The sequence below is a fragment of the Halocynthiibacter sp. genome, assembly GCF_049608145.1.
Classification (GTDB): domain Bacteria; phylum Pseudomonadota; class Alphaproteobacteria; order Rhodobacterales; family Rhodobacteraceae; genus Halocynthiibacter.
Map to the genome: position 1 here is coordinate 1 of NZ_JBMYXF010000009.1, position 17,860 is coordinate 17,860.

Annotated in this window: 19 protein-coding genes and 1 tRNA gene; 10 read left to right on the forward strand and 10 right to left on the reverse strand. The window is 53.4% G+C overall.

Annotated elements, in window-relative coordinates:
- Positions 1 to 171: 171 nt before the first annotated feature.
- Complete coding sequence (locus ACPGUT_RS04570; protein ID WP_423989218.1) at positions 172 to 498, reverse strand: HesB/IscA family protein; 327 nt, start codon at positions 496 to 498, stop codon at positions 172 to 174.
- A 92-nt stretch (positions 499 to 590) separates the two neighbouring features.
- Between ACPGUT_RS04570 and ACPGUT_RS04575 the strand changes: the two genes are divergently transcribed.
- The 7 genes from ACPGUT_RS04575 to scpB all read left to right on the forward strand — a co-directional run bounded on the left by ACPGUT_RS04575 (position 591) and on the right by scpB (position 8,066).
- Positions 591 to 1,730, forward strand: a complete 1,140-nt coding sequence (locus ACPGUT_RS04575; RefSeq protein ID WP_423989137.1) for a deoxyguanosinetriphosphate triphosphohydrolase — start codon at positions 591 to 593, stop codon at positions 1,728 to 1,730.
- Positions 1,731 to 1,785: 55 nt separating this feature from the next.
- Entirely contained in the window at positions 1,786 to 2,418 is a 633-nt protein-coding gene (locus ACPGUT_RS04580; protein WP_423989138.1) for a DUF3885 domain-containing protein, read from the forward strand.
- Between the two features lie 95 nt (positions 2,419 to 2,513).
- On the forward strand, positions 2,514 to 4,259 hold the full coding sequence (argS, locus tag ACPGUT_RS04585) for an arginine--tRNA ligase (protein ID WP_423989139.1): 1,746 nt from the start codon (positions 2,514 to 2,516) through the stop codon (positions 4,257 to 4,259).
- 118 nt (positions 4,260 to 4,377) lie between these two features.
- Entirely contained in the window at positions 4,378 to 5,550 is a 1,173-nt protein-coding gene (locus ACPGUT_RS04590) for an SPOR domain-containing protein (RefSeq protein WP_423989140.1), read from the forward strand.
- On the forward strand, positions 5,550 to 6,566 hold the full coding sequence (locus tag ACPGUT_RS04595; RefSeq protein ID WP_423989141.1) for a glycoside hydrolase family 3 N-terminal domain-containing protein: 1,017 nt from the start codon (positions 5,550 to 5,552) through the stop codon (positions 6,564 to 6,566). The genes ACPGUT_RS04590 and ACPGUT_RS04595 overlap by 1 nt, the downstream gene beginning before the upstream one ends.
- Positions 6,567 to 6,589: 23 nt before the next feature.
- Positions 6,590 to 7,396, forward strand: a complete 807-nt coding sequence (locus ACPGUT_RS04600) for a segregation and condensation protein A (protein ID WP_423989142.1) — start codon at positions 6,590 to 6,592, stop codon at positions 7,394 to 7,396.
- Positions 7,383 to 8,066, forward strand: coding sequence for an SMC-Scp complex subunit ScpB (gene scpB, locus ACPGUT_RS04605; protein ID WP_423989143.1), 684 nt, complete (start codon positions 7,383 to 7,385; stop codon positions 8,064 to 8,066). The genes ACPGUT_RS04600 and scpB overlap by 14 nt, the downstream gene beginning before the upstream one ends.
- A gap of 235 nt (positions 8,067 to 8,301) precedes the next feature.
- Here the strand turns inward: scpB and ACPGUT_RS04610 are convergent, their stop codons facing one another.
- Positions 8,302 to 9,459, reverse strand: a complete 1,158-nt coding sequence (locus tag ACPGUT_RS04610) for an MFS transporter (RefSeq protein WP_423989144.1) — start codon at positions 9,457 to 9,459, stop codon at positions 8,302 to 8,304.
- An 84-nt stretch (positions 9,460 to 9,543) separates the two neighbouring features.
- On the opposite strand from ACPGUT_RS04610, the gene ACPGUT_RS04615 reads away from it, so the two are divergent.
- Positions 9,544 to 10,086 carry an Lrp/AsnC family transcriptional regulator gene (locus ACPGUT_RS04615; RefSeq protein WP_423989145.1) on the forward strand — a complete coding sequence of 181 codons (543 nt, stop codon included), beginning with the start codon at positions 9,544 to 9,546 and terminating at the stop codon, positions 10,084 to 10,086.
- On the opposite strand, the gene ACPGUT_RS04620 is transcribed toward ACPGUT_RS04615, so the two are convergent.
- The 8 genes from ACPGUT_RS04620 to ACPGUT_RS04655 all read right to left on the reverse strand — a co-directional run bounded on the left by ACPGUT_RS04620 (position 10,070) and on the right by ACPGUT_RS04655 (position 16,323).
- Positions 10,070 to 11,188: a 2'-deoxycytidine 5'-triphosphate deaminase gene (locus ACPGUT_RS04620; RefSeq protein WP_423989146.1), complete on the reverse strand. Its 1,119-nt coding sequence runs from the start codon at positions 11,186 to 11,188 to the stop codon at positions 10,070 to 10,072. The genes ACPGUT_RS04615 and ACPGUT_RS04620 overlap by 17 nt on opposite strands.
- Before the next feature lie 135 nt (positions 11,189 to 11,323).
- Positions 11,324 to 11,400: transfer RNA gene (locus tag ACPGUT_RS04625), tRNA-Pro, on the reverse strand.
- 62 nt (positions 11,401 to 11,462) lie between these two features.
- Positions 11,463 to 12,620: a MerR family transcriptional regulator gene (locus ACPGUT_RS04630; protein WP_423989147.1), complete on the reverse strand. Its 1,158-nt coding sequence runs from the start codon at positions 12,618 to 12,620 to the stop codon at positions 11,463 to 11,465.
- Positions 12,621 to 12,636: 16 nt separating this feature from the next.
- Positions 12,637 to 12,939, reverse strand: a complete 303-nt coding sequence (gene ihfA, locus ACPGUT_RS04635) for an integration host factor subunit alpha (protein WP_423989148.1) — start codon at positions 12,937 to 12,939, stop codon at positions 12,637 to 12,639.
- A 153-nt stretch (positions 12,940 to 13,092) separates the two neighbouring features.
- Positions 13,093 to 14,067 (reverse strand): beta-ketoacyl-ACP synthase III, encoded by a 975-nt coding sequence (locus ACPGUT_RS04640; RefSeq protein WP_423989149.1) that lies wholly within the window; start codon positions 14,065 to 14,067, stop codon positions 13,093 to 13,095.
- Complete coding sequence (plsX, locus tag ACPGUT_RS04645) at positions 14,064 to 15,239, reverse strand: phosphate acyltransferase PlsX (protein ID WP_423989150.1); 1,176 nt, start codon at positions 15,237 to 15,239, stop codon at positions 14,064 to 14,066. Before plsX ends, ACPGUT_RS04640 begins: the two co-directional genes overlap by 4 nt.
- A gap of 91 nt (positions 15,240 to 15,330) precedes the next feature.
- Positions 15,331 to 15,540 (reverse strand): 50S ribosomal protein L32, encoded by a 210-nt coding sequence (gene rpmF, locus ACPGUT_RS04650; protein ID WP_423989151.1) that lies wholly within the window; start codon positions 15,538 to 15,540, stop codon positions 15,331 to 15,333.
- A 204-nt stretch (positions 15,541 to 15,744) separates the two neighbouring features.
- The gene (locus ACPGUT_RS04655) at positions 15,745 to 16,323 is read right to left on the reverse strand and encodes a YceD family protein (protein ID WP_423989152.1); all 579 of its coding nucleotides are present in this window, start codon (positions 16,321 to 16,323) and stop codon (positions 15,745 to 15,747) included.
- A gap of 177 nt (positions 16,324 to 16,500) precedes the next feature.
- Here ACPGUT_RS04655 and ACPGUT_RS04660 point away from each other — a divergent pair, with 177 nt between their 5' ends.
- Positions 16,501 to 16,962: an outer membrane protein assembly factor BamE gene (locus ACPGUT_RS04660; protein ID WP_423989153.1), complete on the forward strand. Its 462-nt coding sequence runs from the start codon at positions 16,501 to 16,503 to the stop codon at positions 16,960 to 16,962.
- Between the two features lie 139 nt (positions 16,963 to 17,101).
- On the forward strand, positions 17,102 to 17,833 hold the full coding sequence (locus tag ACPGUT_RS04665) for a GNAT family N-acetyltransferase (protein ID WP_423989154.1): 732 nt from the start codon (positions 17,102 to 17,104) through the stop codon (positions 17,831 to 17,833).
- The last annotated feature ends 27 nt before the right edge of the window (positions 17,834 to 17,860 follow it).

Here is a 17,860-nt window from a genome sequence, read left to right on the forward strand (position 1 = left end):
GCAACCCTGTCCTCCAAAGGCGGCGCGAACGCTGTTGCAACCGCATGGTTCGCAAATCAGCTGGCATCTGAAGATGCATCCGACCGGTAAGGTCAAAGGTTAAAATACCACGACGAAACGCAAAGGCCCGGAGAATTCTCCGGGCCTTTTGCATTGGTAAATTGTAAAATCTTACATAGAAAAGCTGGTCCCACAGCCACAGGCGCTGGTGGCGTTTGGGTTCTCAATCGTAAAGCGCGCGCCGATCAGCTCATCCGTGAAATCAATCACAGCATTCGCCAGAAATGGCAAAGATATTGAATCTATTACAACTTTTTGACCGTCGCCTTCTAAAACCAGATCATCGTCAGATGCGACATCCAGCTTAATCTCATACTGAAAGCCCGAACAACCGCCACCTTCCACAGCCACACGCAGGGCCTGGGGTGCATCAGAGGCCTCGTTAATTTCGGCCAGTCGCTCAAATGCGCGTTTTGTCACGCTTGGGGGTAGGGTCAGGGACATAGGGGGCCTCAGTTCGCGGTATCTTTTCGTTACACAGACAATATAAGGGTGTGGATAACTGGCGACAACAGGCGACAGCAGGCAAAATGACATTAAAACCATATGCTTCTCATCCGACCCAAAGCCGCGGACGAATGTTCGCGGAAGAAGAAAGCGCATTTCGTTCATGTTTTCAACGGGATCGCGACCGGATTATTCACGCATCGGCCTTCCGCCGACTGAAACATAAAACCCAAGTGTTTGTCGAACATGAAGGCGATTATTACCGCACGCGCCTGACACATTCGATCGAGGTCGCCCAGGTGGCCCGCACAATCGCAGGCGCACTTGGCCTGAACACCGAACTGACCGAAGCCGTCGCCCTTGCCCATGATCTGGGGCACACACCCTTTGGCCACACCGGCGAAGATGCAATGGAAGAGATGATGGCCCCTTACGGTGGTTTTGATCACAACGCCCAGGCCCTGCGGATTGTCACATCCTTGGAGCGTCATTATGCGAAATGGGACGGGCTGAATCTGACATGGGAATGCTTGGAAGGCATCGCCAAGCACAATGGGCCAGTCACAGGCGATCTGCCTTATGCGCTCAGCGATTACAACGGTTTACATGATCTGGAACTGGGCACATGGGCCAGTGCCGAGGCCCAAGCGGCGGCCATTGCCGATGACATTGCCTATAATCACCACGACCTGCAGGATGGTTTGCGCGCCGGGCTGTTCACGATGGATGACATCGCTGACCTTCCACTGCTGAAACCCTGTTTCGAAGAGGTGGATGCGCTTTACCCCGATCTTGATCAAGAACGCCGCCGCCACGAAATCCTACGTCGTTTCTTTGGTGTTCTGGTGGGCGACGTGATCGACGTTGCACGCGAAAACATTAAGATACTAAATCCACAATCAGTCGCAGACATCCGCCACGCGGGCAGGGGGATGGTTTTGTTTTCTGATGCCGTGTTTCAGGATCTAAAGATCGTGCGCAATTTCCTGTTCACCCGTATGTACCGGGCCCCAAGCGTGGTTGAGATGCGCAAAAAAGTGACGCAGGTGGTGAAAGACCTGTTCCCATACTTCCTTGAAAATCCACAGGAGTTGCCTGATAACTGGCAACGGGACATTTCAGATCCCGCAGACAAGATGATGCTGGCCCGTCTGGTTGCAGATTACGTCTCTGGCATGACGGATCGCTTTGCCTTGCAGGAACATGAACGCTTTATAGAATAAGAACATTGTGGAGCGGGGGATGGACCCTGTTTCGGTTGAAACTAGGATGCTTATAATGACGGATATTATCGGGCAGTTTGGAAGCGCATTTACATGTAAGGAATTTCCGCATGCTATGTTCTATGAATTTGAATTTGGGCTTCGTTTTGAGCTAGGGGGGTATGAAGTCCCGAGTTCGCGTCCTCTTAAAAAATTCATTCAGGCATTTGAGCGGGCTGATACGATTTCCTCGACGCTCTTCAGGAACACGAAGTCATTATGGGTTCTGTCTAGTTCATACGGTGACAAGGAACCTGATGAAAATCGTTTAGAAACTTTTGGTGCATGTGATATCGCTCCTAATTCATTTGAATACCTAGGCGCTAGTCCGCAGGGGGACGAGGAGGACCTGTTAAGCTTTGGTTCAGATCTATTCCGTCATTGGGATGCCGTTGAACTGGATGATCAGAATAGACTTCGCGAGATAATCTGGCTGTCTTTGGGGCGAGAAATGGCAATTCAACCATCTGCAAAGGCAGATATTTATGTCGTAGATTTTGAACACGGCATCGCACTCCACGCATATGATGACCGTGGTATGGACGTCGTTTCTACGGATCAGGACAAACTTAAGGTGCTGTATGCAAAATACAAATCATGGTTGCTTGATCATGACATGCCTCGAATGCAAGCTACCTTCGAGAACTGAAACGTCTAGTGTTAGCTACCTTTTAGAGGGGCAACCGACATTGACCCCACGCCCTGACATGTTAAACCACGGCTAACTGATAAAGGACGCCTAACATGAACCTCTTTGCTGATATTCGTGCGCTTGTGATTGATTGCCTGGATGCAATGGTTGCTGAGGGTGCGCTGCCTGCTGGCCTGTCGTATGACAATGTAACAGCAGAGCCCCCGCGCGATGCAGCCCATGGCGATATGGCGACCAATGCGGCGATGGTTCTGGCGAAGGCGGCGAAATCCAAACCCCGTGACATTGCTGAAACCTTGGCTGCGAAGCTTGCGGAAGACCCGCGCGTGACCTCCGCTGAGGTGGCAGGCCCGGGCTTTCTGAATCTGCGTTTGGATCAGGCGATCTGGCAGGCGTTGGTGGGTAAGGTTCTGGAAACAGGCACTGATTTTGGTCGCTCAGACATGGGCGCGAACCAGAAAGTGAACGTCGAATATGTCTCTGCGAACCCGACGGGGCCTTTGCATGTGGGCCATACCCGCGGTGCTGTTTTCGGCGATGCGCTTGCATCCTTGCTGGATTTTGCCGGCTTTGACGTGACCCGTGAATATTACATTAACGATGGCGGCGCGCAGGTGAATGTTCTCGCCCGTTCTGTCTATCTGCGCTACCTCGAAGCCCATGGGCAGGAGGTCGCCTTTGAAGATGGCACCTATCCTGGCGACTACCTTGTGCCTGTTGGTCAAGCGCTGAAAGACAAAGTGGGTGACGCATGGGTTGGGCAGCCGGAATCTGTCTGGCTGGACGACGCGCGTGAATTCGCAACCGAAGCCATGATGGATCTGATCCGCGCGGACCTGAAGGCGCTTGGCGTTGAGATGGATGTTTTCTATTCTGAAAAATCCCTTTACGGCACCGGCCAGATCGAAGCCGCGATTGATCGTTTGCAAAATGACGGTCTGATCTATGAAGGCGTGCTTGAGCCGCCAAAAGGCAAAAAGCCCGACGATTGGGAACCACGCGAACAGACCCTGTTTAAGTCCACTGAACACGGCGATGATGTCGATCGTCCCGTAAAGAAATCTGATGGATCTTGGACCTATTTCGCGCCGGATATTGCCTATCATTACAACAAGGTAGAACGTGGTTTCGATCTTTTGATTGACGTATTCGGCGCCGATCACGGTGGCTATGTGAAACGGATGAAGGCGGCTGTTTCTGCCCTGTCTGGTGGCAAGGTGCCGCTTGATATCAAGCTGACGCAGCTGGTGAAACTGTTCAAAAACGGTGAGCCATTTAAAATGTCCAAACGAGCAGGGACATTTGTGACCCTGCGCGATGTGGTCGATCAGGTTGGTCCGGATGTAACCCGTTTTGTGATGCTGACCCGTAAAAACGACGCACCGCTGGACTTTGATTTCGACAAAGTGCTGGAACAATCCAAAGACAACCCCGTGTTCTATGTGCAATATGCCCATGCGCGGGTGAATTCGGTGCTGAAAAAGGCCGTTGAAGCAGGCGTGCCTGTGGATGATGCGGCGCTGCAGGCTGCGGATCTGTCCGCACTTGATCACGAAGCCGAATTGGCCGTTGCAAAGAAAATCGCATCTTTCCCACGTCTTGTAGAAACGGCTGCCCGTATCAACGAACCACATCGTGTGGCGTTCTATCTCTATGAACTCGCCTCAGATTTCCATGCATTGTATCACATGGGGAAAAACGACGAAGGGCTGCGGGCCTTGCAGGAAGGCAACATTTCGCTGTCGCAGTCTAAAATCGCTCTGGCGCGTGCAGTTTCCGTTGTTATTTCTGCTGGTCTTGGTATTCTTGGCGTCAAACCGGTCGACGAAATGCGCTAATACGGACCCGTCAATGAGGTCTTGCTGTGCTGTCTGCCGGAAGAATTGAGGCAGAGATACCGTATTCGTTTAACCTGGGACAACACCGGGGACGAAAAGCGGACAGAAAGGCAAGACAATGGCGGGATACGAGCACCCGGAATCCGCAGGTACATTCCAACATCATCCTGGCCATCAGGGCGTGCGCCGTAAAGTTGTGCCGCGTCGTGTGGTGTCTGCGCAGCGTCAGGCGCAAGATCCTTATGCGCAGGGCCAGTATGAAACAGATCAGGCCTATCAACAGGCCGCACCTGTCTATTATGAAAATGCTCCGGAAGCGGCCTATTATGGGGAACATCAGGCGCATGCCTCAGTTGGTCGCGGACCGGCTCCCCATGCCGCGGCCGGATATCCGCCTGCGGGTCTGCCCCCGTCCAGTCATGCAAATTCAGTTGCGCCTTCGCCGGTTTATTACCTTGGCGCGGCACTGTCTTTGGCGATGGTTATTGGTGTGGGTGTCTGGGGCTACAAGATCGCGATGCGCGATGTGAACGGCATTCCTGTGGTGCAGGCGATGGATGGTCCGCACCGGACACAACCGGACAATCCGGGGGGACGTCAGGCTGAACATCAGGGACTTGCGGTGAATGAAGTTCAGGCAAATGGGGAAGCAACCGCTGCGGCAGATCGTTTGATCCTAGCACCGCCTGCGATCGATTTGCTGGAAAATGACCAACCTGTTTCACAGATCGTTCCGGCCGTTGCGCGTATTACCGCCCCGGCTGAGACGCCTGCAAATTCTTTGAATGATAACATCCAACTGGCGGTTGCTTCTGCCGTGGCTCAGGTCAATGGGGCAGACGGGCAGGCGGCACCGGTTGAAGGCCGCATTCCCGCCACTGTGCCGGGTGTATCCGTTTCAAAAGTGCCTGTGTTGCGCCCCGCATTGGATCTGTCATCCTACAACCGTCAACCGGTTCAGCAAGCTGCAGCCGAGGCTGCGGTTGCCACACGGGTTGCCGCTGCAAGCAGCGTAGATGTGGATCCTTCTACTTTGACCGTTGGTACAAACTTGGTTCAGCTTGGGGCGTTTGACAATGCGGATGTGGCCCGGGCTGAATGGGATCGGCTTGCCGCAACCCACAGCGCCTTCTTTGAAGGAAAACAACGAATTGTACAGGGATCCAGCCGTGGTGGACGTGAATTCTATCGCCTGCGGGCAACTGGATTTTCTTCCATGTCTGATGCACGACAGTTCTGTTCCGAGCTGATCAGCCGTTCATCTGTCTGCATCCCAGTTGTGGTGCGCTGATGGCGCTTTCTGTGAAGACAGGTGCGTATTTTTTCGGATGTGAAGGGGCGGTTCTGAACAAATCAGAGGCGTCCTTTTTCCGTGATTCAGCACCGCTGGGTTTTATTCTGTTTTCCCGTAATCTTGAAAACCCTGACCAGATCCGTCGTCTGACATCTGAGCTGCGTGAAGCCGTCGGTTGTGATGCGATGATCTTGATTGATCAGGAAGGTGGCCGTGTCGAACGGATGGGGGAACCGCACTGGTCCAGCTGGATGCCACCTTTGGATCAGGTGCGACGGGTCACGCAAAACCATGGTCTCGAGGCGGCCGCACGTTCCATGTATCTGAGATACCAGGTGATTGCTGCAGAACTGTTGTCGGTTGGCATTGATGTGAATTGCGCGCCCTGTGCTGATATTGCGCATGCGGATACACACCCTGTGCTTTTGAACCGATGTTACGGTGAAGATCTTGAAACTGTTGTGAAAATCTCGCGTTCCGTTTCCCAAGCCCATCTTGATGCCGGGGCTTTGCCCGTCATGAAACACATGCCTGGACATGGCCGTGCGACGCTGGACAGTCATCATAAACTGCCAAATGTTTCCGCATCTGACACCGCATTGCGCAGCAATGATTTTGCTGCGTTTACGGCATTGAATGATCTTCCCCTAGGGATGAGTGCCCATATCGTTTACGAGGCCCTGAACCAAAAGGGACCAGCGACCACATCGCGCGAGATGATCAATCTGATCCGCAATGATATTGGCTTTTCCGGCCTGCTGATGACCGACGATATTTCTATGAACGCCCTATCAGGCGACGTTGGTGAACGTTCTGCGGCCTCGCTTGCGGCGGGCTGTGATGTGATCCTGCATTGCAATGGGGATGGCCCGGAAATGCAACAGATTGCCAGCGTTGCAGGTGTTATGGGGGATGCGGCGTATAAGCGTGCAGAACAAGCGATGGCTCTGCGTTCGCAAGGGGCAGCCGTTGACATTTCAGCATCAATGGATGAGCTTAAAACACTTCTTTAACTTTTACTGTTCAGGTTTGCTTAATGGCGAAGGAACCCGCGACCCTTTTTGATCAGGCGTCATCAGAACGTGTCGCGCGCCGCCTTGCGGCGGAAGCGTTGATTGTAGACGTCGAAGGTTTTGAAGGCCCGCTTGATCTTTTGTTGACATTGTCACGCACGCAGAAAGTGGACCTACGCCGGATTTCAGTATTGGAACTGGCCCATCAGTATCTGGCATTTATCGAGACGGCCAAAGAATTGCGGATCGAATTGGCCGCGGATTACCTGGTGATGGCGGCCTGGCTTGCGTTTTTGAAATCACGCTTGCTGTTGCCCCCGGACCCTGGCGAAGAAGGCCCATCCGGTGAAGAACTTGCAGCGCATCTTGCCTTTCAGCTGGAACGCCTTGAAGCGATGCGCACCGCAGCAGCACGTCTTATGGCGCGTGATCAAAAAGGGCGCGACTTTTTTGTTCGGGGGAATGTGGAAACCGTCGAACGGGTGCGCAAAGTTGCCTATTCTGCGACGCTTCTGGATCTGATGCAGGGATATGCCCGCCTGCGGACCCGGGATGATTTTCGGCCCTTTGTGATGGACCGTGATGCGGTTTTCACCATGGAACAGGCGCTTGAACGTTTGCGTGGGTTGATTGGCTATACCGGCGATTGGACTGAACTTGTGTCATATCTTCCGGGCGGCTGGTCCGAGGACCCGGAAAAATTGCGTTCAGCCACGGCCGCGACGTTTGCCGCAACGCTGGAGCTGGTGAAAGAAGGTAAGATTGAATTGCGACAGGGTGACATGTTTTCGCCCATTCAGATCAGAAAGAGATCCGATGAGCGAGATTGAAGAACAGATTGTAGATCATCCAGAACATACTGGTAAAAAAGAGAAAACTCTGTTTGAAGCGCCCCCGGTTGCCGAACAGGAACGTATGGTCGAAGCGATGTTGTTCGCCTCTGCGGAACCACTGTCTCTGAAAGAAATGGAGGCACGCATGCCCCATGGCTGTGATGCCGCCGAAGCAATTGCGTATCTGCGCAAACGCTATGAAGGGCGGGGCGTTCGTGTGGTCAAAGCAGGGGATGCCTGGGCGATCCGCACCGCGCCGGATCTGGCATTTCTTATGCATAAGGAAATCGTTGAAACCCGTAAACTGTCACGTGCTGCGGTCGAAACTTTGGCGATTATTGCGTATCATCAACCCACCACCCGGGCTGAGATTGAAGAAATCCGTGGTGTTTCCGTATCGCGTGGGACGATTGATCAACTGCTTGAAATGGAATGGATCCGCATCGGCCGACGCCGGATGACACCCGGGCGGCCGGTTACCTTTGTGGTGACGCAGGAATTTCTTGATCATTTTGGTCTAGAAGGCGCGCGGGATCTGCCGGGGCTGAAAGAATTGCGTGCTGCGGGTCTGCTGGACAATCGCCCGTCGCCTGGGTTAATGCCTGGTCCGATCGGTGATGACAGCGAAGTGATCGATGAAGATGACGAACAGACTGAACTTTTTTAAAATTCCGATGTAAGCTATGCTGCGCTGGAAGGAGCCGGTTATGAATGTAAACATGTTATTCAGAATGTTGTTGCGGTTTGGGCCGCAATTGATTTCTCAGTTCGGGCGTATGCGGTCGAACAAATCTCAGACAGATGAAAACGGGGCACAAAAACCTGCCCCAAGTGGCCGTAACATGCAGCAATCGGCCCGGATGCTGCAGCGCCTTATGCGTATGATGCGCTTCTGATACGGCTCAGGCGGGGATAGGTTCTCTGCGTTGGCGCAGGCGGGCAATCGTTGCTTCCGCCGCGCCAAGAAGGGCCAGCACAGCCGAAATCCACATGCAGCCGGTAAGCCCTGCAACTTCAAAGCCTGGGCGAAATACAAGTGTCGCGGCAAAGACGCTGAGGTACATTACCGCAGAGTTCAACCCAAGGATTGCGCCGCGTTGATCCGGTGCAATGGCTGTCAGGCGTCCAACCGTCAATGTCAGGCCGGCGTGCTGAAATAAACCCCAGAAGAACACGCCAATCATCAGACCTGTGTAGATATCAGCAAAGCCACTGAATATTGCGTAAAACACTGACAGGCATGTGAAAACCACGATCAGGCCGCGTCGTGGGCCGACTTTGTCCAGCCATGGATCAAGGAACATAGACAGCCCAAAACCCAAACCATAGGAGAGGGTCAGCAAGGCGGCATCACTGACCTGCAGGCCAAGATTGCGTTCCAGATGGGCGCCAAGATAGTTGTAGATCCCGTAAAACCCGCCCCCCAGCATCAGAACAGCAAACAATCCAGGAAGCACTTCAGGCAGTTTCAAGGCCCGCAACGGCGATGTCACACGCCCACTGGTCGGTTGGCTTTCAAGGCGCAGACGGGTGACGCCAAATGTTGTACAGGCAAGACCAGCCGTCAGTAGAAAATATACCATACGCCATCCGGCAAGATCGGTAATCCACGCCGAAAGGGTGACACCTCCGGCCATGGACAAAGTCCAGCCTGTTAAAACCCGGCCGATGACCTGCGATTCCTTGCCGGCGGGGGCAAGATGCGCCGCAAGGGCATAGGTGGCGGGCAGGGCGACACCCGCAGCAAAGCCCGCAATGACCTGTGCTGCGATCAGTATGTTCAAACTGGGGGCGATACCCGTGACCCCAAGTGCAGCAGTCATGACCAAAAGCGCGACTTTCAAGGCTTTATCTGCGCCAAACCGGTCGACCAATGGGGCCAGAACAACGGCCGACAGCGCAACAGCCAGACCATATAGTGCCATTGCAGATAACACATCTGCCGCTTCATTCAGGCCAAGGCCTGAGGCAACTGCAGCAGCGACCGGCGACAGAACCAGAGAATTGGAACCTACGATTCCGACTGTCAAAGTCAGAAGAAAGATCGCGGATCGTTGCATGTCACACCCAATTTGTTACTGAATATTGTATGGTAATATGGACTAATCATTGAATGAAGTTCGGAGAAAGAGAGAATTGGCGCGATGACTGAAAAAACAGATAATCTTCAGCAGATCCAGGGAACAGCACGGCGGTTTGATAGTATTGACCGAAAAATATCTGCCGCACTGGTGGAAAATGCAGGGCGAAGCTTTGCCAGCCTGTCAGAGGAAATTGGCCTGTCAGCGGCTGCGGTGCACGAACGGGTGAAACGTCTGCGCGCGAACGGATTGATCAAAGCAACTCAGGTGGCGCTGGACGGGCCGGGGATTGGCAAGCCTCTGCTGGCCTTTGTGCATGTGACAACGGCCGGTTGGGGGATTACGGCAGGGATGATGGAAATATCTGCGCTGCCTGAAGTGGAGGAAGTGCACACGGTCACGGGCGATATCAGCGTTGTGTTGAAAGTGCGTGTCGCAAGTTCCAATGCACTGGAAGGTTTCCTGGCCCGTCTTTATGCGTTGAACGAGGTGCGCGCGACCAGCAGCCATGTGGTGCTGACCACGCATCAGGAACGTCCGGTTCAGGCAGGCGTGACGGACTGTCTACAGTCTGTTTCACCTGAGGATATTAAGCCAGTGGTTTGAAATGTTTCGAAAGTTTCAGACCTTGCCCCTGATAGTTTGACGCAATGCCAGCACCGTAAAGCTGATCCGGGGTAGATGCCATTTTCTCATAAACCAAGCGGCCAACAACCTGCCCATGTTCCAGCACAAATGGGGCCTCGTGACAGCGCACTTCCAGCACGCCGCGCGATCCGGCACCGCCTGCATTGTCATGGCCAAAGCCCGGGTCAAAAAAGCCCGCGTAATGCACGCGAAATTCACCAACCATGGCAAGATAAGGCGCCATTTCCGCGGCACAGTTTGGCGGAATGGTCACGGCTTCGCGGCTGACAAGGATGTAGAAGGCACCAGGATCCAGAATGATCCGCCCCTCGGATGTGTGGATGGGTTCCCAGTAATCTGCCGGGTCATAATGGGCGATGTTGTCCAAATCAATCACGCCGGAATGCGGTTTTGCCCGAAAGCCAACAAGGTTGCCGGTTTCTGGTTTTAGATCCACAGAAAAGCCAAGCCCATCACTGATCAGCGCATTGCCTGAAACAAGACGATCCTGTTTGTGCAAGGCGTCCAGATCCGCATCCGTCAGAATAGATTGACCGCGCCGAAACCGAATTTGGTTCAGTCGCATGCCGGGCCTTACCAGAACTGAAAAGCTGCGCGGACAGATCTCTGCATAAAGGGGGCCGTTATAGCCGGCGGGAATGCGATCAAATTCTTCACCGCTGTCCGTAACAACCCGTGTCAGAAGATCCAGTCGCCCGGTTGAAGATTTTGCGTTGGTCACGGCCTGAATATCATCCGGAAGGGTCAGGCCCTCCATCAGTTCCACCACATAGACGCAGCCTTTTTCCAGAACCACGCCAGGGGTAAGGGTGATTTCATGCATCTCAAATTCGCCGAGGCGATCAGACACACGATTTCCCGCACCAGCCAAGAAGGACGCGCGGACACGCCAGGCCCGTAAACCAAGACGCAGATCCAGAGAGGCAGGTTGAATCTGACCGTCAACAAAATCGGTATCGCTGCGAATTTGCCCGGTTGCAATCATCTGGCTGATCTCGCTGTCGGGCAAAACGCCGATGCCGCCGCCTGTCGCGTCAGAAGTCTGGGAGAGGGCAGCCATGGGCGATTCCTTTCTGAAACTGCGCTGTTGCGCAAAGCCTGAGATGTGACACCGCCCGGCGCTTGATGCGGGCGGAATCAGATGCAGAATAAACAAACCGCCCGTCACCACAAGGGTGCGGGCGGTTCTGTTCGGTGGTCGGGCTAGCAGGACTCGAACCTGCGACCTTCCGTCCCCCAGACGGACGCGCTACCAGGCTGCGCCATAGCCCGAACTGGCCCTTTCATAGCGGTTTTGATGACAGGGGCAAGATCGAATTTACAAGTTTCCGCGATTAACGGGCAATCATACGTGACCGCAAAGCTTCTAGGCGACGGGTGGCAACTTCAAGGGCCGGTTGAGCCGCGATCAGATCGGTCATGGATGTTTCCAGCAGGATAGATAGCACCGGGGATTTCGCCAACATGATATCTTCAGAGAGGGGATCTACAGGCACTTCGACAGGCGTAACAGTTGGGGCATCAACAGCGGGTGCCGTTTCAGGTGCGATCTCAATCGGATCCGCCTCAGTTTGCGCTTCCGCGATGATTTCAACAGTTTCACCCAGCTCTGCGACGCTCTCTTGTGGCAATACATCAAGAGGAGCTGCATCATGGGTTTCGTCAGCAGGGCCCGTTTGAGGCAGATCCGTGATGGGCGCTTCCGTGTCTTCAGTGCTGACCTCCGCAACAGGCTGTTCTTCAACCTCTATGTGCGCGGGCACATCATCGACGCTTTGGGATGTTTCTTCAGGCGTCGTTTCCGGGATGTCCTGGGCCGGGGTATCCAATGCGGCAAACAGATCCGGTGTCGCTGCAACCGGATCTTCGGGCAGTGTCTGAATGGAAGGTTTGGGAACGACGGGGGCAGCGTCCTCCGCAGGTGGGATTGCGGCTGGCAACTCAAGGTCAAGTGGCGTGGTCATCGGTTCTTCAGCGCTGACGATTGTTTCTGGCTGGGCTGTCGGTTGTGTTTCAGCCGGTAAAGGCGTTGGCTCATCCGCGGCCAATGGCACATCAGCAGAGGGCGTCAATGCCGGCTCAGGCGTATCTGACAGAATAACGGGTTCCCCAAGTGAGAGAGGGGGCGTTTGGTCTGTCGGTGCAATAACGGGTGTATCCGTTGCTTTTTCTTCAGGAACCATATCTGGCTTGTCTGCGGTGGTGGCTGTCTCACCCTCAAGAGGACGAGACAGGGCCTGAACAGATTTTATTCCATCTGTTCGCAACTTCCGGATGACTTCTTTGATCGACAGGTCATCTTCATGCAAAAGTTTTTTAATCCCACCAAGCAACAGCATATCTGCCGGGCGATAATAACGGCGGCCACCGGCACGTTTAACAGGGGAAATCTGCCGGAATTTACTTTCCCAGAATCTCAGAACATGCGCCGGGGTTTCCAGCCATTCTGCGACCTCTCTGATTGTGCGGAAAGCACCGGGCGATTTAGCCATTATTCATTTATCCGTTTCAGGCTTTGTTGCCCTGTTCCACACGGTCTTTCATCAGGTGTGATGGGCGGAAAGTCATGACACGACGTGGAAGAATTGGAACTTCTTCGCCGGTTTTTGGGTTGCGACCAATACGTGCAGATTTGTCACGAATTGAAAAAGTGCCGAAAGATGAAACTTTTACGCTTTCACCTTCAACCAAAGCGTCAGAGATCTTCTGTAGCACAGTTTCGACCAGATCTGCAGATTCATTACGTGACAGACCAACTTCGCGAAATACCGCTTCGTTCAAATCCATACGTGTCAAAGTGTTGGTGCTCATGATTTTTCCTTGTGACCTTATTCTCTCTGTCGCATTCTAGTTCGGCCTAAAATTCAAAGTCAACAGAGGCTGAAAAACCATTATGGGGAATTCTGTGTCAGTTTGGTACGATTAGAGATCTAAATTTACGCAAAGGGTGGAAAGAAAGGCATTTTACCACCTTAAGGCGACTGATCCCCAAGCCAGCCCGCCACCGATTGCTTCGGTAATCAGAAGGTCGCCTTGCTTAATCTGACCTTTGTCACGACCAACAGAGAGCGCTAAGGGAATCGATGCAGCAGACGTATTTCCGTGATCCTGAACCGTAACAACGACCTTATCCATGGGCAGGCCCATCTTTTTGGCGGTGCCCTGAATGATACGGATATTTGCCTGATGCGGTACAATCCAGTCGACATCGGCTTCGGTCACGCCGGCTTTCTCAAGGGCTTTATGCGCAGTTGACGTTAGCTTCTCGACAGCTTGCCGGAATAGGGGATTGCCCTGCATGCGCAGTTTTCCGGATGTCCCGGTCGAAGATACACCACCATCCACATACAACATCTGGCGGAAACGCCCGTCTGAATTCAGATCACACGCCAGAATGCCTCGATCACCCGATGTGCCATTGCTGTCCTGTGCTTCCAGAACAAGCGCACCGGCACCGTCGCCAAACAGCACGCATGTTGAACGATCCGTCCAATCCATAATGCGTGAAAATGTTTCCGCGCCAATAACCAGTACACGTTCTGCCTGACCGGACACGATCAAGGCGTTGGCATTGGTCAAAGCATAAACGAAACCGGCACAGACGGCCTGCACATCAAAAGCGAACCCTTGCTGCATGTTCAGTTCGTTTTGAACCATAGTGGCAACAGATGGGAAGGTCAGATCAGGGGTGGATGTGGCAACGACAATCGCGTCGATATCATCCGCTTTCAGGCCTGCATCTGTCAGGGCATGGCGCGCTGCAATGGTTGCCAGTTGGGATGTGGTTTCGCCTTCGGCTGCAAAATGACGGCGTTCAATCCCGGAACGGGACCGGATCCATTCGTCAGAGGTGTCCAGACTTGCTTCAAATTCAGCATTTTCGACGACGCGTTTTGGCAGGTAATGCCCGACGCCCCGGACCACGGCTCTTGTTGTCATTCGGATGTACCGTTTTTTGTTGTGGTTACGTCTGCCGCAGAATCTTTGTTAGGTGTTGCTTCAGCAGGTGTTTCATTCTGGCGTGACTGTGCTGCAGTTGCAACCCGCGCCGCCAGTTTTTCAGAAAAGCCTGACTCACCCAAGGTAAAGGCCAGCTTAATAGCGGCAGAAACACCTGTTGAATCAGCGGATCCATGGGATTTCACCACTGTTCCGTTCAGTCCCAGGAATACGCCACCATTCACTCGACGTGGATCAATGCGCTTGGTCAGCCGTTTCAGGGATGTCAGTGCAAACAGGGCGCCAAGCCGTGACAAAAGCGAATGCTTAAAGGCATTTTTCAGTGAACTGCTGATGAAAGACGCAGTGCCTTCACCTGTTTTCAGCGCAATGTTTCCGGTAAACCCATCGGTTACGATGACATCCACACGATCCGAAGGAATATCGCCGCCTTCTACAAAACCAACGTATTCAAACATGGCCTGGTCCGCCGCGGCTGAGATCAGATCATGGGCGTCTTTCAGCTCGGCGCGGCCTTTGTGTTCTTCGGTGCCCACATTCAACAGGCCAATACGCGGGTGTTTCAGGCCCAGACCATTGCGTGCATAAGAGGCCCCCATCAGGGCGTATTGCAAAAGATCCTGTTCATCGGCGCGGATATCTGCGCCCACATCCAGCATCACATTAAAACCACCGGGGTTGTTCGAAGGCCAGAGACAGGCGATCGCTGGGCGATTGACACCGGGCAACTTGCGCAGCCGGATCATAGACAGGGCCATAAGCGCACCGGTGTTGCCACAAGATACCGCAACGCTGGCTTCGCCATTACGAACAGCATCTACGGTGGACCACATCGAGGTCTTTTTGCCGTTGCGCATCACATGACTGGGCTTGGCATCCATGGTCACGATTTCATCGGCGTGACGGATTTCCACGACATCAGTCAGATTGTGTCGTTTCTTCAGTAATTTTTGTAGGGTAGGTTCATCACCATGCAGAATGAAACCGATATTGGGATTCTTTTCTGCGGATAGGGCAACACCGGCAACAACCGCTGCAGGGCCCAAATCGCCGCCCATGGCGTCGACCGAAATAACAATGCGCTGAGAACCAGAAGCAACAATTCCGGGTGTTTCATCTGCTGTTTTCTGAGAGGACGTCACGGTCGTCATAGACAGGCTCCGGGGGTTGCTGGGCTCCAGTAGGCAGAGGACGAGAAAAGGGCGCGCCTGTCAACACAAAGCGCGCCCGCAATCTCAGATCTTATGCAGCGTCTTCGCCGTCAAGATCAACTTCGTCAGCTTGTGCAACGACTTCACGGTCGTCGTACTGGCCACATGACGCACAAACGTGGTGCGGGCGTTTCAGCTCACCACAGTTCGGGCATTCAGCCGGGTTACCTGCGACAAGCGCATCATGGGAGCGGCGTTGGCCCCGGCGTGAACGGGTGATCTTACTTTTTGGGACAGCCATGTCACAACCTCAGATTGGGGGGGCGTGTTCAGAAGGCCCCTGTTTTAACTGGTATTTCAGATGTGGCTTCTACACGAATTTTCCGTGAAGGAAACCCTGAAATGAAGCCGGGAACATAGAGAGATTTCCCCGCAGCGCAACCCCTTATAGACAGAAAACATCTGCAATTCAGCGGCTTTTTTCACAGATTGCGCAATTCCTGCTTCATTCTGTGTCGGATTGTTTGCTCTCAAGCTTGTTTTTAAGCCCTTCAAGCGCAGAAAACGGGTTCATATCCGCATCTGTCAGTGGTGTAACGCCTTTTGGGGCTGCCTGTGCGGCCGCTGGGGCATCTTCATTTCCTTCAGCCCGGGGATACAGGGGCAGGGCAAGCGTCAGGGCTTCGGTTAAGATTTCACCGACATCAATGGCGTCAGACAGCGGATCTGCGTTTTCATCTGATTCCATTTCAATTTCACTGCCTTCTTCATATTCGGGCAGCTCCGCGATGAATTTGCGTGTCACGTTCTCGTCAATCCGGCTGCGCACAGGGGCCAGCGTGGAAATACAGGCCTGTTCAACGGTTGCACCAAAACGTCCGGTTACTTTCCAGTCGCGTTTGCCCGATGCGCTGATTTTCCCGGAAAACCGCAGTTTCGTTAGCTTTAGCAGGCCAAGGGCTTCGGCAATGGCTTCGCAGGCCTGGGCGTCAGGGCGCAGGTCAAATTCCGTGTCGCGGCTGCTTTTCAGGGACCGGGTTTCGTAACGCTGGCTGAAAACTGGCTGATCAATGCTGTCGGTCATCCGCTTATCCTTGCTTGGTGCGACGGGCAAAGCTTGCAGTGGGCCGCGTCATTCGGTAAGTCGGATAAAAGGCAATTTGCGCTTATGCAAGGGGCAGCCGGTGTGCGCAGGCATCTATATCCGGTGTTTTATAAAGAAAATATGCCCAATCGGGTGAATAACAGCGGGATACAGAAGATGGCAGGGCTTAAGACATTGATTAAACCCATTGTAGCGCTGGCTTTTGCGGCTTCACTTGCGGGATGCAGCGCCCAGTACCGAAACCATGGTTATACACCGATTGAAGGGGATCTTGAACAGGTTCTTGTTGGTGTGGATACACAGGAAACGGTTGCGTCTGTGATCGGACGTCCGACTTCGGCGGGTATTTTGGCCAACAGTGGCTGGTATTATGTGGAAAGCCGCTGGCGGCAATTCGCCTGGAAGGCCCCTGTCGAAATTGAACGCGAAGTCGTAGCTGTCAGCTTTGACAGTGATGGGGTTGTTTCAAATATCGAACGTTTCGGTCTGGATGACGGGCAGGTGATTGTTCTGTCCCGGCGCATCACTGATTCCAACATCAAAGGTGTTTCCTTCCTGAAACAGCTGTTTGGTAACTTCGGTAACTTCGCTGCAGATCAGTTCCTCGGGGACAACTAAGGCGTCACACTTGCATTGTTTGAAAGCCCTGGCGATTGTCCGGGGCTTTTGTTTGCGGAAAATGATGCGTGATTATTTTTCCGTCAGGTTTCTGTCACATCTGTAGTATAGCATGTCAGTGAATGATCAGGGAGACGGAATGATCAGCTTGCGTAAAGGCCGATACGCCGCACGTGCGGCGCGTTCTGAAGATGACATTGCAGCCGTGCAAAGCTTGCGTCAGGGCCGCTTTCGCAGCGGGGCTGCCCCTGATCTGGATGCGTTTGATGAACAGTGCCATCATATCCTAATAGAAGAGATCAAAACAGGTGTTCCTGTTTGTTGCTTTCGCCTGTTGTCCTTGAAATCCGGCGCGCAAATCAACAAAAGCTATTCTTCACAGTATTATGATTTAGAACGACTTTCTGGGTTTGGTGGCGTGATGGCAGAGATGGGCCGTTTCTGCATTCATCCTGATTATACCGATCCCGATATCCTGCGTGTCGCCTGGGGGGCGATGACGCGATATGTGGATGAAAACGGGGTGGAAATGCTGTTTGGCTGTTCGTCCTTTCAGGGCACAGAAGCGGAAGAATATTACGATACATTCGCCCTTTTGCGGGATCGGCATCTTGCACCAAACCGGTTTCTGCCACACATCAAAACACCCGAAAACTTTCGTTTCGCGCAGCGCCTGAAACGTAAGCCTGATGCGAAACGTGCGATGAAAACCATGCCGCCGCTGTTGCGCAGCTATCTGGTGATGGGGGGCTGGGTATCGGATCACGCCGTTGTCGATCGTGACCTGAACACTTTGCATGTCTTCACCGGACTGGAAATCAGCGCAATTCCCCCGGCACGGGCACGTCTTTTGCGCATGGGGGCCCGTTGATACGTTGACCTTTGACAGGTGGCGCGC

What these genes read in the sequence shown, in the direction of transcription:
- ACPGUT_RS04575 (WP_423989137.1), top strand. Translation starts at nt 591, where the DNA reads ATGACATTAAAACCATATGCTTCTCATCCGACCCAAAGCCGCGGACGA.
- ACPGUT_RS04580 (WP_423989138.1), top strand. Translation starts at nt 1,786, where the DNA reads ATGACGGATATTATCGGGCAGTTTGGAAGCGCATTTACATGTAAGGAA.
- argS (WP_423989139.1), top strand. Translation starts at nt 2,514, where the DNA reads ATGAACCTCTTTGCTGATATTCGTGCGCTTGTGATTGATTGCCTGGAT.
- ACPGUT_RS04590 (WP_423989140.1), top strand. Translation starts at nt 4,378, where the DNA reads ATGGCGGGATACGAGCACCCGGAATCCGCAGGTACATTCCAACATCAT.
- ACPGUT_RS04595 (WP_423989141.1), top strand. Translation starts at nt 5,550, where the DNA reads ATGGCGCTTTCTGTGAAGACAGGTGCGTATTTTTTCGGATGTGAAGGG.
- ACPGUT_RS04600 (WP_423989142.1), top strand. Translation starts at nt 6,590, where the DNA reads ATGGCGAAGGAACCCGCGACCCTTTTTGATCAGGCGTCATCAGAACGT.
- scpB (WP_423989143.1), top strand. Translation starts at nt 7,383, where the DNA reads ATGAGCGAGATTGAAGAACAGATTGTAGATCATCCAGAACATACTGGT.
- ACPGUT_RS04610 (WP_423989144.1), bottom strand. Translation starts at nt 9,459, where the DNA reads ATGCAACGATCCGCGATCTTTCTTCTGACTTTGACAGTCGGAATCGTA.
- ACPGUT_RS04615 (WP_423989145.1), top strand. Translation starts at nt 9,544, where the DNA reads ATGACTGAAAAAACAGATAATCTTCAGCAGATCCAGGGAACAGCACGG.
- ACPGUT_RS04620 (WP_423989146.1), bottom strand. Translation starts at nt 11,188, where the DNA reads ATGGCTGCCCTCTCCCAGACTTCTGACGCGACAGGCGGCGGCATCGGC.
- ACPGUT_RS04630 (WP_423989147.1), bottom strand. Translation starts at nt 12,620, where the DNA reads ATGGCTAAATCGCCCGGTGCTTTCCGCACAATCAGAGAGGTCGCAGAA.
- ihfA (WP_423989148.1), bottom strand. Translation starts at nt 12,939, where the DNA reads ATGAGCACCAACACTTTGACACGTATGGATTTGAACGAAGCGGTATTT.
- ACPGUT_RS04640 (WP_423989149.1), bottom strand. Translation starts at nt 14,067, where the DNA reads ATGACAACAAGAGCCGTGGTCCGGGGCGTCGGGCATTACCTGCCAAAA.
- plsX (WP_423989150.1), bottom strand. Translation starts at nt 15,239, where the DNA reads ATGACGACCGTGACGTCCTCTCAGAAAACAGCAGATGAAACACCCGGA.
- rpmF (WP_423989151.1), bottom strand. Translation starts at nt 15,540, where the DNA reads ATGGCTGTCCCAAAAAGTAAGATCACCCGTTCACGCCGGGGCCAACGC.
- ACPGUT_RS04655 (WP_423989152.1), bottom strand. Translation starts at nt 16,323, where the DNA reads ATGACCGACAGCATTGATCAGCCAGTTTTCAGCCAGCGTTACGAAACC.
- ACPGUT_RS04660 (WP_423989153.1), top strand. Translation starts at nt 16,501, where the DNA reads ATGGCAGGGCTTAAGACATTGATTAAACCCATTGTAGCGCTGGCTTTT.
- ACPGUT_RS04665 (WP_423989154.1), top strand. Translation starts at nt 17,102, where the DNA reads ATGATCAGCTTGCGTAAAGGCCGATACGCCGCACGTGCGGCGCGTTCT.